General features: G+C 64.5%; 15 protein-coding genes and 1 tRNA gene. 7 read left to right on the top strand and 9 right to left on the bottom strand.

Annotated elements, in window-relative coordinates; genetic code table 11:
- Positions 1 to 17: 17 nt before the first annotated feature.
- Both AAG816_RS14080 and rpiA read right to left on the bottom strand, forming a co-directional pair.
- On the bottom strand, positions 18 to 533 hold the full coding sequence (locus AAG816_RS14080) for a DUF2059 domain-containing protein (RefSeq protein ID WP_341990273.1): 516 nt from the start codon (positions 531 to 533) through the stop codon (positions 18 to 20).
- Positions 534 to 560: 27 nt separating this feature from the next.
- The gene (rpiA, locus tag AAG816_RS14075) at positions 561 to 1,265 is read right to left on the bottom strand and encodes a ribose-5-phosphate isomerase RpiA (RefSeq protein WP_341990272.1); all 705 of its coding nucleotides are present in this window, start codon (positions 1,263 to 1,265) and stop codon (positions 561 to 563) included.
- 224 nt (positions 1,266 to 1,489) lie between these two features.
- On the opposite strand from rpiA, the gene gph reads away from it, so the two are divergent.
- Positions 1,490 to 2,176: a phosphoglycolate phosphatase gene (gene gph, locus AAG816_RS14070; protein WP_341990271.1), complete on the top strand. Its 687-nt coding sequence runs from the start codon at positions 1,490 to 1,492 to the stop codon at positions 2,174 to 2,176.
- 91 nt (positions 2,177 to 2,267) lie between these two features.
- Positions 2,268 to 2,342, top strand: a tRNA-Val gene (locus tag AAG816_RS14065).
- A gap of 299 nt (positions 2,343 to 2,641) precedes the next feature.
- Here the strand turns inward: AAG816_RS14065 and AAG816_RS14060 are convergent.
- Entirely contained in the window at positions 2,642 to 3,640 is a 999-nt protein-coding gene (locus AAG816_RS14060) for a methyl-accepting chemotaxis protein (protein WP_341990270.1), read from the bottom strand.
- A gap of 280 nt (positions 3,641 to 3,920) precedes the next feature.
- On the opposite strand from AAG816_RS14060, the gene AAG816_RS14055 reads away from it, so the two are divergent.
- A complete protein-coding gene (locus AAG816_RS14055; protein ID WP_341990269.1) occupies positions 3,921 to 4,502 on the top strand; it encodes a L,D-transpeptidase in 582 nt (193 codons plus the stop codon).
- Between the two features lie 193 nt (positions 4,503 to 4,695).
- Here the strand turns inward: AAG816_RS14055 and AAG816_RS14050 are convergent, their stop codons facing one another.
- The 4 genes from AAG816_RS14050 to AAG816_RS14035 all read right to left on the bottom strand — a co-directional run bounded on the left by AAG816_RS14050 (position 4,696) and on the right by AAG816_RS14035 (position 8,016).
- Entirely contained in the window at positions 4,696 to 4,902 is a 207-nt protein-coding gene (locus AAG816_RS14050) for a cold-shock protein (RefSeq protein WP_341990267.1), read from the bottom strand.
- 333 nt (positions 4,903 to 5,235) lie between these two features.
- Positions 5,236 to 6,252 carry an ABC transporter substrate-binding protein gene (locus AAG816_RS14045; RefSeq protein ID WP_341990281.1) on the bottom strand — a complete coding sequence of 339 codons (1,017 nt, stop codon included), beginning with the start codon at positions 6,250 to 6,252 and terminating at the stop codon, positions 5,236 to 5,238.
- 79 nt (positions 6,253 to 6,331) lie between these two features.
- Positions 6,332 to 7,141 (bottom strand): ABC transporter permease, encoded by an 810-nt coding sequence (locus AAG816_RS14040; RefSeq protein ID WP_341990280.1) that lies wholly within the window; start codon positions 7,139 to 7,141, stop codon positions 6,332 to 6,334.
- Between the two features lie 11 nt (positions 7,142 to 7,152).
- On the bottom strand, positions 7,153 to 8,016 hold the full coding sequence (locus AAG816_RS14035) for an ABC transporter ATP-binding protein (RefSeq protein WP_341990266.1): 864 nt from the start codon (positions 8,014 to 8,016) through the stop codon (positions 7,153 to 7,155).
- A 181-nt stretch (positions 8,017 to 8,197) separates the two neighbouring features.
- On the opposite strand from AAG816_RS14035, the gene AAG816_RS14030 reads away from it, so the two are divergent.
- Complete coding sequence (locus AAG816_RS14030) at positions 8,198 to 8,536, top strand: hypothetical protein (RefSeq protein ID WP_341990265.1); 339 nt, start codon at positions 8,198 to 8,200, stop codon at positions 8,534 to 8,536.
- Between the two features lie 162 nt (positions 8,537 to 8,698).
- Here AAG816_RS14030 and infA read toward each other — a convergent pair whose 3' ends face one another.
- Both infA and AAG816_RS14020 read right to left on the bottom strand, forming a co-directional pair.
- A complete protein-coding gene (gene infA, locus AAG816_RS14025) occupies positions 8,699 to 8,974 on the bottom strand; it encodes a translation initiation factor IF-1 (protein ID WP_012115181.1) in 276 nt (91 codons plus the stop codon).
- Between the two features lie 24 nt (positions 8,975 to 8,998).
- A complete protein-coding gene (locus tag AAG816_RS14020) occupies positions 8,999 to 10,543 on the bottom strand; it encodes a DEAD/DEAH box helicase (RefSeq protein WP_341990264.1) in 1,545 nt (514 codons plus the stop codon).
- A gap of 408 nt (positions 10,544 to 10,951) precedes the next feature.
- Here AAG816_RS14020 and AAG816_RS14015 point away from each other — a divergent pair, with 408 nt between their 5' ends.
- The 3 genes from AAG816_RS14015 (at position 10,952) to modA (ending at position 12,804) form a co-directional block, all read left to right on the top strand.
- Complete coding sequence (locus AAG816_RS14015) at positions 10,952 to 11,476, top strand: DedA family protein (RefSeq protein WP_341990263.1); 525 nt, start codon at positions 10,952 to 10,954, stop codon at positions 11,474 to 11,476.
- 125 nt (positions 11,477 to 11,601) lie between these two features.
- Positions 11,602 to 11,898: a hypothetical protein gene (locus AAG816_RS14010; protein ID WP_341990262.1), complete on the top strand. Its 297-nt coding sequence runs from the start codon at positions 11,602 to 11,604 to the stop codon at positions 11,896 to 11,898.
- A gap of 87 nt (positions 11,899 to 11,985) precedes the next feature.
- A complete protein-coding gene (gene modA, locus AAG816_RS14005; RefSeq protein WP_341990261.1) occupies positions 11,986 to 12,804 on the top strand; it encodes a molybdate ABC transporter substrate-binding protein in 819 nt (272 codons plus the stop codon).
- Positions 12,805 to 12,878: the final 74 nt, after the last annotated feature.

Below are 12,878 nucleotides of genomic sequence, written 5' to 3'. Positions count from 1 at the left end.
GTGGCGCCGCCGTCAGATCAAAGATCGTAGCCGAGCTTCTTCATCTCGGCGCGGATCCGCTCCATGGCTTCCGCATTCAGCTTGCCGCCCCAGGCCTGGATATTGGCCACGGACTGCTGGACGATCTGGGCGCGATCCGAGACCATCTTCTTGCCGACCGACGAGGAAAAAAAGGCGAGCGCGTCCTTCAGTTCCTGCTCGGTGAAGCGCGAGGCATAAGCGGTGGCGATGATATCGACAATCTCGCCCTTCCGCTTCTCGAACTCGGGCTTCACGGCAGTCGCGGACTCGCGCAGCTGCTTGGCGAGATCCGGGTTGGTCTGAAGGAAGCCGAGGGCAGCCCCGTCGACAATGTTCGGGATCACGCCATCAAACGCGCGCGCTTCGCCATTGGCCTCGACCAATTGACGGGCCACCTGCATCTGGGAGGGCGTGGGCGCCGGTCCAGCCGACTGGGCCAGGGCGCCGGTGGCCGAGAGAACCAGAGCCATCACCCCAAAGCTGAGGCGGCGGGCAGAGCGGGAAAGAGCCATGATGTTCTCCAATGGACAGTCTCAGGCCTAAGCCTGACGTTCAATGACGCGGATGCCATCCGCTCCGGCGAGGACGGCGCGACGGGCCAGCCCGAGGAACAGCCCGTGTTCCACCACCCCTGCCACCTCTTCCAGGGCACGAGCCAGCCGCATCGGATCGGGAATACGCCCGAGGTGCGCGTCGATAATCGCATTGCCCTGGTCGGTCACGAAGGCCTGGCCGTCGACGCGCAGGCGCAGACGCAAGGTGCCCTCGCACCCGGAGGCGTGCACGGCCTCCGCAATCTTCCGGCTGATGGCCGGGATGCCGAAGGTCACAATCTCGATGGGAAGTGGGAAGGCCCCGAGGCTTTCCACAAGTTTGGTTTCGTCGGCGATCACCAGCATCTCGCGGGCCGCGCTGGCGACGATCTTCTCGCGCAGCAGCGCGCCGCCGCCGCCCTTGATCAGGGCAAGGCCGGGGCCGATCTCATCGGCACCGTCGACGCACAGGTCCAGTTCCGGCTGTTCGTCCAGCGTGGCCAGGGGAATGCCCAGAGACAAAGCCTGCGCCTTGGTCTGCTCCGAGGTCGGAACCCCGACCACGGTAAGCCCTTGCTGGACCTTCTCCGCCAGTAGAGCGACAAAATGCTTGGCCGTGGAGCCCGTGCCGAGACCAAGACGCATGCCGTCGGTCACGTATTCGAGCGCACGGGCTGCGGCGCGGCGTTTCAGGTCTTCGGCATCGGCCATTCGTCTGCTCGCTTTCGGCTGGCTGGGCGTTGCGTACCCGCGTTCCGCGCCGACCACAAGCGGCACCGGCACAGGGCCTGCTCCCGCCCAAGGTCGCGCGTTTACCATGCGCCCATGTGACCCGGATCCGCACCGGCGACGGCGGGTGCCAAAACCGGCAGGATCATGTGGCATGCGCTCGCAACCATCCGCCTCCTGAGCGTTGTAAAAGGGATGACAGAACCATGTTCCAGGATCGGCCGGTGATCGCCTTCGACCTCGATGGCACCCTCGTGGATACGGCGCCGGATCTGCTCAACACCTTGGACCATGTCTTGTCCGCCCACGGCATCGCACCGGTGGATCGCGAGGAGGCCCGCCCGATGATCGGCGGTGGCGCTCGGCTGCTGATCGTCCGGGCGCTCAATCGCTCCGGCGTGGTGGTGTCGCCGGATGAGCTGGACACCCTCAACCGCCAGTTCCTCGATCATTACGCCGCGCACATCGCCGATGCCTCCCGGCCCTTTCCCGGGCTCGATGCGGCCCTGGACCGCCTTCAGGCGCGCGGCGCTGTCCTCGCGGTGTGCACCAACAAGCTGGAGTATCTGGCGCGCCTGCTTCTGGATGGCCTGGAGATGACCTCCCGCTTCGCCGCCATCACCGGCGCCGACACCTACGGAATCGCCAAGCCCAATCCGCTGCCGCTCTTGTCCACGATCACCGCATGCGGGGGGAATGCCGGCCGGGCCGTGATGGTCGGCGACAGCGGGACCGACATTGCAACGGCGCAGGCCGCGGGGATTCCATCGGTCGCGGTATCCTTTGGCTATACCGAAACGCCGGCGGCCGAGCTGGGGGCGAACCGGCTGATCCACCACTTCGCAGACCTGGAGACGGCTCTGGATGACCTGCTGTCATCCACAGGCTCCTGAGCCAACTCAGTGCAAACAGGTGGGGTGCTATTGACACTCCGGTGGCCGCGCCCTACACCGCCGACCTCGCCACTTGAGCGGCGGGACGGATGGGCGATTAGCTCAGCGGGAGAGCACTCCCTTCACACGGGAGGGGTCACAGGTTCAATCCCTGTATCGCCCACCATCCATCCCATTCTCTTTAAGATCGGGCTCTCGCCCACGGCAAAGCCGATGGGCTGGTTCACAGCCACTCGTGGGCTTGGTACGCTGTCCCATGACGATGGCGCATCGACGACCTACGCCTGACCCGCACCGCGTTCCGAAGCGAATCGACGGAAGGCTTCAGCTCGAATCGCCCCTCGATCGTTGTCCGCCCCTCCCTGCAATGGCACGAACGCACGATGTCGCCCGGAGATGCGATTCCGGGCGACATTGTGCTCCAAAGCTATGTGGGTCAGTTGGCGATGCCGCGCTTCGGCTCCGTCACGCCGCATTCAACTCGCGCACGAAGGTCTGAACGACACTGCCCAATTCCGTGGCTTGATTGGACAGGCCTTCGGAGAGCGAAAGCAGCTGGGTAGAGGCCGAGCCGGTCATCTCGGCAGCGCGTCCCACACCGCTGATATTGTCAGTGACTTCCTGAGTGCCGGTGGCTGCCTGCTGGCAGTTCTCGGCGATCTCGCCCGTGGCCGCCCACTGCTCTTCGATGGCGCTGGCGATGGCTGACGAGATCTCCTTGATGTCCGAAATCACCCGCACGATCTCGTTCATCGACGTCACGGTGCCATCGGTGGCGAGCTGGATCTCGCTCACCTTCGCCGAGATCTCCGACGTCGCCTCCGCTGTCTGCGACGCCAGTTGCTTCACCTCCGAGGCGACGACGGCGAAGCCCTTGCCGTTATCACCGGCGCGGGCGGCTTCGATGGTCGCATTCAGGGCCAGCAGATTGGTCTGATCCGCGATGCCCTTGATGAGGTTGATCACGTCACCGATCGCGGTTGCGGAGACCGACAGCGCCAAGATCCGCGTGTTGGAGGCTTCCGCCTCCTTGAAGGCCACATCGGCCACATCGGCGGAGTGGCTGACTTGCTTGGTGATCTCACGCACGGAGGCTGCCAGATCCTCGGACGACGCCGCCACCGTCTGGACGTTCGTTGCGGCCTGCTCCGCGGCTACGGAAACGGCCTGGGCCTGGCGGGCGCACTCTTCCGCCGTCGCGGACAGGTTGCGGGCCGAATCCGCGGCTTCAGCGGAGGAACCGGCAAAGCCGGAAGCGAGAGACTGCATCCGGGTGACAAAGGCATCTGCGAGGCTCTGGCCAAGGTCCAGGAGCTTCTGTTCGATAGCTTCTCGACGCGCCTGTTCCTGGCGTGCCAGCCAGGCCTGATGCAATTCGTCCCGCAGGACGGTCACGGATTTCGCGATCTGGCCGATTTCGTCACCGCGCTCATGGTGCGGGACATGCTTTTCTCTTCCAACCATCTCGCACCGATGCCATCAATTACATTTTCGCATCAAATCAATCGAGATTTTAATTTTCAATATTGCGATTATTATTTACGAACGCTTCCCCCAAATCGACAATTCTCGACCTCAAAGCGGATCGCGGCTGGCGCGCAAACAGCGATGGCCGCGGCAGAGTGGTTGCTGCGACTGAGCGTTGCCACAAAAGAGTTGCACCCCCGCCGCATTTGCGGCGAGATCAGAAGGCGCGAGACCACACCCATCGGCGACGCGCCTTCTCGCTGGGGACCGTCCGACCATGAGCCTCAAGACCCTTGCCGTTGCCGCCTGCGCCGCACTCGCCGTCGCCACAGCGCCTGCACAGGCCGAAACCCAGTACAATATCTTCGGCTTTGCTTCGCTGTTCGGCATGCCGTCAGGCACGGTCGCCGGCACATCGCCCACCTTGCGCCACACGGTGGCGATCGATCGCAAATACAAGCCGGGCACCATCGTGGTGAGCACCAGCGAGCGCCGGCTGTTCTACGTCACCCAGCCCGGCACGGCCATCGAGTATGGCGTCGGCGTCGGCCGTGAGGGCTTCCAGTGGTCCGGGGTCAAGACGGTGAGCGCGAAGAAGGAATGGCCATCCTGGACGCCGCCGTCGCAAATGCTCAAGCGCCGGCCGGACCTGCCGCGCCACATGCCGGGCGGGATCGACAATCCGCTGGGGGCACGGGCCATGTATCTGGGATCGAGCCTCTATCGCATCCACGGCTCCAACGAGCCGGACACCATCGGGCAAGCTGTGTCGTCGGGCTGCATCCGCATGACCAATGACGACGTGACCGACCTCTACAATCGGGTGCGCGTGGGCGCCACGGTTTACGTGCTGCGGTGACGGCCGCGCCTGACGCGGTGCCATGAAAGGGACCGTTCGGCGGGAAACGGGCCTTAGAAACGACGAAACCCGGCCAAGGCCGGGTCGTTAAAGCGACTGAACCCGGCCAAGGCCGGGTTCAGCAACGCCGAAGTCGCGTGCATCAAAGCGCCGCTATCGCGGCGCTCCAACAATGCGGTAGGGCTAGAGCCGCTCAGAGAGCGGCGATGTTCGCCGCTTTGGTCTTGCCGCGATTGTCGTCGACAACGTCGAAGGAAACCTTCTGACCGTCGCTGAGCGAATGCAGACCCGAGCGCTCGACGTCACTGATGTGGACGAACACGTCAGGGCCACCGCCATCCTGCTGGATGAAGCCGAAGCCCTTCTGGGTGTTGAAGAATTTTACAGTACCTTTGGCCATAGTGGCCTCCGTTCAGACAAGATCGAACCTCCGCTGTTATGCGGAGACCGGGGCAGTCCGAAGGTGGTAGCTGAAGGTCGCGGCCCGTAGGGATCGAAACATAGCTTGGCCGCAGACGAACTGTCCCGAGCGCCTCCGCGCTTCGGAGTCACCCGATTAGCGCAGGAAGCACCCAGCCGAGGCGCAGAGGATCGGAGTACATCCGTCCGTCTCCTGCAAATGCGACGAAGCGCATCCGACTGGCTGGGACGTTTTTAGAGATAAGCGATTATTACGGCGAAAGCAAGGGCGGACGACAATTTCTCGGCGTCCGCCCCACGGCCGCGTCAAAGCTTATTTGAGCGTTTCGCTGGCTTTCGTCACAAAACGTCCATCGAAGGTCTTGGGCAAATCGATCTTTGCGCTTTTCAGCTCCGGATCGAATTCAACCAACATATTCAGTGCATTCTTCATTCCACTCTCCGGAATGACTCCGGTGCGGGAATAGATCGGCTGGGACGCCTTCACCGCGGCCAGATAGAGCGCCTTGTCGCCAAGCAGGTATTCCTCGGGCACGACCTTGGCCACATCCTCCGGCGTCGCGGTTTCCAGCCACTTGAGGGACTTGTAGAGGGCATTCACCAGTTTCTGCGTGGTGACCGGATTTTCGGTGACGAAGTCGCGCTTGAGATAGAGTACCGCGGCCGGATTGGTACCACCGAAGATCTTCTGGTTGCCCTCCTCGGTACGGGTATCCGCCAGAACCGCCACGTCGCCGTCGCTCTCCAGCTTGGTGATCACGGGGTCGAGGTTGGCCATGGCGTCCAGCTCACCGCGCTTCATCTGCGCCACCGCAGAGGCACCGCCGCCGACGCCGATGAAGGACACGTCATCGGGCTTGAGCCCCTGCTTCGCCAGCAGGAAGTCCACGAAGAAATTGGTGGACGAGCCGGGCGCGGTGACACCGATCTTGGCACCCTTCAGGTCCGCCACACTTTTGTAGCTGGCCGCCTTGTCCTTGCGCACCACAAGCACGATGCCAGGGAAGCGCCCCAGTTCGATCACCGAGACAATGTCCTGACCCTTGGCCTGCATCCGGATGGTGTGCTCATAGGCGCCGGTGACGACGTCAATGGAGCCGCCGATCAGGGCCTGCAACGATTTCGCGCCGCCGCCGAAATCATTGATGGTGACGTCCAGCCCCTCGTCCTTGAAGTAGCCTTTGCGCTCGGCGATGGTGAGGGGGAGATAATAGAGCAGAGGCTTGCCTCCGACCCCGAGGGTCAGGCTTGGCTTCTCCGCTTTCTGCGCCTGCGCCGGGCCGGAAAGGGCTCCGAGACCCAGCGCCAGGGCGCCAAGCCCCAGCGCCATGGCCGGGGCGAGATCGCGCGCAACGCGTCGCATCAGATGGGGAATGCTCAACATCGGGTCGTCCTCCTAGATTTTGATTTTATCGTTGATTAGCCGCAGCCACCGGCCGCCACACCGTGAGACGGTTCTCGATCAGGGTAACCACGGTGTCGATGACGATCACGAACACCGCCAGCACGAGCATGCCCGAGAACACCCCGGTCACGTCGAACACTCCTTCCGCCTGGTGGATGCGATAGCCCAGACCCGCGGCGGAGCCGAGATATTCACCCACCACCGCACCCACCAGGGCAAACCCCACCGAGATGTGCAGCGAGGAGAACATCCAGGTCAGCGCCGAGGGCCAATAGACATGACGCAGCAATTGCCGCTCGGACATGCCCAGCATGCGCGCATTGGCCAGCACCGTGGGGCTGACCTCCTTCACGCCCTGATAGACGTTGAAGAACACGATGAAGAACACCAGGCTCACGCCCAGTGCCACCTTCGACCAGATCCCCAGACCCAGCCAGAGCGCGAAGATCGGCGCTAGGACTACCCGCGGCAAGGCATTCGCCATCTTCACATAGGGGTCGAACACCGCCGCGACCACGCGCTGCCGGGCAAACCAGAAGCCCACCACCACACCAGCGCCGGCACCGATGGCAAAGGCCAGAGCCGTTTCCAGCAGCGTGATGCCGAGGTGATACCAGATCACGCCGGTGGCAAAATCGCGCCACGTGCGCTCGAACACCGCCAGCGGCGTCGAGAAGAAGAAGGGATCCAGCGGATAGAACGCCTTGGCGCCCAGGACGCCGGCGGGAACCTTGAGGGTGGATCCCAGGTGCCAGATGCCGATCAGCACCACCGCCACCAGCACCTGGAGCAGCAGCAGAACCGGGCGGGACAGGGTGACACGCATCAGGCGGCCCCTTCGGTCTGGAGATAACCCTTCACAACCTCGTCCTTCAATGCGCCCCAGATCTCCCGGTGCAGGTCGTGGAAGGCCGGCAGAAGCCGCACCTCGGCGATGTCGCGGGGCCGCGCCAGCCCCACGCGCCACTCCCCGATGATGCGTGAGGCCGGGCCCGCGCTCATGATGACCACACGGTCCGACAGGGCGATGGCCTCGTCCAGATCGTGCGTGACGAACAGAACCGCCTTGCGATCAAGGCTCCACAGGTCGAGCAGAAGATTGCCCATGATCTGCCGCGTCTGGGCATCCAGCGGGCCGAAGGGTTCATCCATGAGCAGGATCTTGGGGTCACGGATCAGCACCTGGGCCAATCCCACCCGCTTGCGCTGGCCGCCGGACAGCATGTGGGGATAGCGCTGCGCGAAGGCGCCGAGGCCCACCCGCGTCAGCCAATGCTGCGCCCGCTCCCGCGCCTGCGCCGATGGAACGCCCGCCACATCGAGACCGATGGCGACGTTCTCCAACACCGTCTTCCAGGGGAACAGCGCCTCGGCCTGAAACAGATAGCCCGCGTCGCGGTTCAGGCCGTCGAGGGCGGCACCGAAGATCGACACCTGCCCCCGGCTGGGAATCAGCAAGCCGGCGGCCGCGTTCAACAAGGTGGATTTCCCGCACCCCGTCGGCCCGACGATGGAGACAAACTCGCCATCTTCGACCACAAGCGTGGCGCCCTCCACCGCGATGAACTCCGCTTCCTTCGGGGTGCGTCCAGGAAAGGAGATGCGCACCCCTTCCAGACGGGCCGCAGCCTGGCGTTCGGCGCGCCCGCACGGGGCTGGCGGCGCTGCAGCGCCTTGGTGCACTATCATTGATCCTCCCGCCAATCCGGGTTCCCCGGAGCCTTATTTCCGGCGAGGGTAGCGGCCCGCGCGCCCGACGCAAGCCGGACCGGGGGATAGGATCATTTCATGTGGTGGCTCAATGCCATGTGGCCTTACCGGAGGCATGAGGGCGACTGACCGCACAACCAACTTATGATAGATGCGTATCATGCCCTTTCATCCGCAATCGCCCCTGTCGATGCCCGCACCGCTGGACGACCGCATTGAGCATCGAGCGCATCCGCAGAAGGCGGCCACCAGCCTGCGCGTGCGGATCGTTCTGACCCAGGGCGCGCGGGCTCATGTTTTGCAGGCGGGCCTCAGCAAACGTTTGAGCCTGCTGATGGAGCGCGCGGATGGGCTGCACGCGGCGCTGCTGCCGGGAGACCGCATCGGCCTGTCGGAATCAACCCGGCACGACCTGTTCATTCTGCGCCGCCGCATCGTGATCGAAGCCATCGACACAGTGCTGGAGCTCATCCTCGACGTGCCCAGCACCGCGATCTGACGCGCGCGCCCGCGCGGCGCGTGGCGCACCCGTTGGTGCAAACAGCCCATTGAACGAAAAAGGCCGGGACAAAGCCCGGCCGTTCTCGAGCCGATCCCGCCGGTCAAACCCGCGGGCGGCACTGACACGTGGCGCGCAACGTGCGCGCCACAGTTGTCGCAATCAACGACGACGGAAGTTCTGCTGGCGCCGAGCGCCGGGAGGCGGAGCGTTGCCTTCCGCCTTGTGGCGGAAATTGATGCGACCGCGATCAAGATCGTAGGGGGACATTTCCACCACGACCCGATCCCCTTCGATGGTGCGGATGCGGTTCTTCTTCATCTTACCGGCCGCATAGGCCAGGATCTGATGATCGTTATCGAGCCGTACGCGGAAGTTGCCGTCGGGCAGGACTTCCGTCACCGTTCCTTCGAACTCCAGCAGTTCTTCCTTCGCCATATAGTCTTCTCCAGTCCCCAAATATCAGCGGATCGGCCGCTTCAGCGCCGGACCCGGCTTATCGCTGCGGGCGGGAGCCGCCGACCGCATGAAACCCACAGCCCCGATCTCGGGGCTCTGCGTGCGCTGGCCACCCGGGGCCCGCGCACTGCGATCCTGCCGGGGCGCCTCTGCACTGCGTCCAGCGGACCCTGCACCCGCGCCGCGACCTTCATGGGAGCGGCCCTCATGGGTACGACCCTCATGGGTACGGCCTTCGTGTGAACGGCCCTCATGCGAGCGTCCACCGTCGGTCTTGCGGCCGTCCGCCGCACCCGGACCACGCGAGCGCGGACCCTGGCTGCTGCGCTCGCCGCGCGGACGGTCACCCTGGGGGCGGCCACCACGGCGATGGGCAGCTTCGGCGGCTTCGCCGGCCAGCGGCGGCAGTTCACGGCGCGCCTCACCGCGACGATCCGTGGTCGGAAGCGCCATGCGGATCAGCTTTTCGATCGACCGCAGGTACGCCCGCTCCTCGCCGTCGCAGAACGAGATGGCGATGCCTTCACGTCCGGCGCGCGCCGTGCGCCCAATCCGATGCACATAGGATTCGGGCACGTTCGGCAGGTCGAAATTTACCACATGGCTGATGCCGGTGACATCGATGCCGCGGGCGGCGATGTCGGTGGCCACCAGGGTGCGGATGGTGCCTTCGCGGAAGGCCGCGAGCACACGGTCACGCTGGTTCTGCGACTTGTTGCCATGGATGGCTTCGGCGGCAACACCGGCGCGGGCCAGAGCCTGCACCACCTTGTCGGCGCCATGCTTGGTGCGGGTGAACACCAGCGCCCGGTCGATTTCCTCAGCCTTGAGGATCTCCGCCAGCAGCTGAGGCTTGTTGCCCTTCTCCACCAGGATCACGCGCTGATCGACCCGATCGGCAGTCTTCGCCACCGGGGTGACAGCCACGGTCACCGGATTGCGCAGCATGGAGCCGGCCAGTTCGGCAATGGCGCCCGGCATGGTGGCCGAGAAGAACAGATTGTGGCGCTTGGCCGGCAGGCGACGGATCACCGCGCGGATGGCATGGACGAAGCCCATGTCCAGCATCTGGTCGGCTTCGTCGAGCACGAACACTTCCACGGCATCAAGCCGGACCGCGTTGTTCTCAACCAAGTCCATCAGGCGACCGGGGGTGGCGACCAGGACGTCGACGCCGCGCTGCAAGGCGCGGATCTGGCGACCCATGGGAACGCCGCCGATGGCCAGCGTGGTCGACAGGCGAATATGGCGACCGAACTTGTCGAAATTATCCAGGATCTGGCCGGACAACTCGCGAGTCGGCGACAGCACCAGAACGCGAACGCTCTTGGGCTCGACGCGCTTCGGGTTGCGGGACAGGTGATCGAGGATCGGGAGGGCGAAAGCGGCGGTCTTGCCGGTGCCCGTCTGGGCGATGCCGATCAGATCCTTGCCGGCGAGAACGCTGGGAATGGCCTGCGCCTGGATCGGCGTCGGAGTGATGTGCTGCTCTTCGGTGAGCGCACGGACGATAGGCTCGGCAAGGCCGAGTTCAGCAAAAGAGATCAAGCTCTGTCTTTCATGCGGCGAGAGCCGCCGGCGCCGCATCTAGGGGCGTCGTGCGCTATCGCGAGGGTTTTTGACACCCCGCGTGGCCTGGGCTGTCGCAATCGGTCGGATGAGGATCGGGCCGAAGCCGTGGGAGACACCGAGGACTTCCTGCGGTCCTGTCTCCTGGGCGGTTTCCGCTACGCGGCCCGAGAGCGACCCGAGAGACACCTTGGGAGGGCGTCTTGATCGCTGCGATCCGCCATATGGCCCAGATCCATGGTCAATTCAAGGCATTTGGTGCTGCGTCGCGAAACATGGGATGTTTCTCGCCGGCTGATCGACTGCGGCAGAACGATGCATCGCATGTCGCATGCTTCCCTTGCATCCCTGCCCCGCGCCACCGAGATAGGGGCGGATGGAGGTGGCATGCTCGATTTCGGCTCTCTGGTTTCACAGACACTGGCTTTTGTTCAGCAGCATCAGCAATGGACCGTCCCCCTCGTCTTCGCCCTGGCCTTGGGGGAATCGCTCGCGGTGATCTCGCTTTTCATTCCTGCCACCGTCCTGCTGCTGGGGGTCGGTGCCCTGATTGAAGCCAGCGGGATTGCATTCTGGCCGGTGTGGTTCGCCGCAGCGGCAGGAGCCGTAGTGGGTGACACGATTTCCTATGCGTTCGGCTTTTATTTCAAGGACGGCGCGCGGACGGTCTGGCCGCTCTCGCGCCGTCCGGACCTGCTAATCGTCGGCGAGGCCTTCTTTGCCCGCTTCGGCGTCTGGAGCGTGGCCATCGGCCGCTTCTTCGGCCCCGCCCGCGCCGTGGTCCCCTTGATTGCCGGGGTCCTGGCCATGCGGCAGGTGCCGTTCCAGTTAGCCAATGTGGGCAGCGCCGGACTCTGGGCCTTTGTGATGCTGGCGCCCGGCGGCGCCGCGATGAAGATGTTCGGCTGGTGAAGGAACAGGGTGCCGGAGCGGAAGGTTAGGTGGTCTCAAGGCCATTGATCCCCACTCGCCCCGCAGGGGGCGCCGGGCGCGCCATAGCGGCGCCGACGGGGATCGCCGCCACCGGAGACCCGCCCATGCCGAAATCCATGCTGATCCTGCCCTTGTGCGCGGTGCTGTGGGCAGCCCCCGGCCAAGCGGTCGCCCAGATGGGCGACACCCGGCCTCCCACCGCCCCCGGCCCCACCGTTCCGCCGCCGGCCGTGCCGGATATGCGCCCCGGCGAAACCCTCAGTGACCAGATGCAACGCCATAACGGGGTCATTCCACCGACACGCGATGTCGATCCGGACATGCATGTGCCGGCCCCCGACACCGGCACCACGCCGGTGATCCCGCCCCCGGCGGTCGGGGAATCGATCCAGCCCAAATAGCCGCAGCGAATTTGCCTGCGACGCTTCGGCAGTGGTCCCGCTGCGACATGCTATATATGACGAGACATAGGATACCCGGAGGTCTTCATGTCTCGTCTCATGTCCAGTTTCTTCCAGGCGGCTCCACGACAGGTGTCCCGGCGCCTGATCCTCGCCGGCGCGCTCGCCGCCAGCTTGGCCCCGGCCGCGATCCAGCCGGCGCGGGCGCAGGAGCCGATCACGGTCTTTGCCGCTGCCAGCATGACCAACGCGCTGCAGGATCTCGGCAAGGCCTATACCGCCAAGACTGGCGTTCCCGTCCGCTATTCCTTTGCCTCCTCGTCGGATCTTGCCAAACAGGTGGAGAGCGGAGCACCAGCCAATGTGTTCATTTCAGCGGATAATCGCTGGATGGACTATCTGGAAACCCGCAACCTGATCGTCAAGGACACCCGCATTCCGCTGGTGGGAAACTCGCTGGTGCTGATCGTTCCGGCCAGCGCCCCCAAGCAGGTCACCATCGGGCCGAACCTCGACATCGATGCGCTCCTGGGCAAAGACGGAAAACTGGTCACCGGCATTCCCGAGAGTGTGCCCGTGGGCGTCTATGCCAAAGCCGCGCTGACCAAGCTGGGCCTCTGGGACAAGGTGCGCCCGCGCCTCGTGGGCGCCGAGAGCGTGCGCGCCGCGCTCGCGCTGGTGGAGCGGGGGGAAGCGGCCGCCGGCATCGTCTATGCGACCGATGCCGCCATTGCCAAGAATATCGTGGTGGCCGGAACCTTCCCGGCGGACAGCCATGAACCTGTCGTCTACCCCTTTGCCCTGGTAAAGGGAAATGACACGCTCGCCGCCAAAGCGTTCTTCGCCTATCTGCAAGGCGCCGACGCCAAGGCGGTCTATGCGAAATATGGTTTCACCGTGAAATGAGCCGATGCCGGGCCTTCGCGCCCGGCATCGCACCGGCGTAAGCTCCACCGTCATCATCTGCACGCATTAGGAAC

The organism is Azorhizobium sp. AG788, assembly GCF_943371865.1.
Classification (GTDB): domain Bacteria; phylum Pseudomonadota; class Alphaproteobacteria; order Rhizobiales; family Xanthobacteraceae; genus Azorhizobium.
The sequence above is the reverse complement of the archived record's forward strand: the minus strand, read 5'-3'. Positions and strand labels throughout refer to the sequence as shown.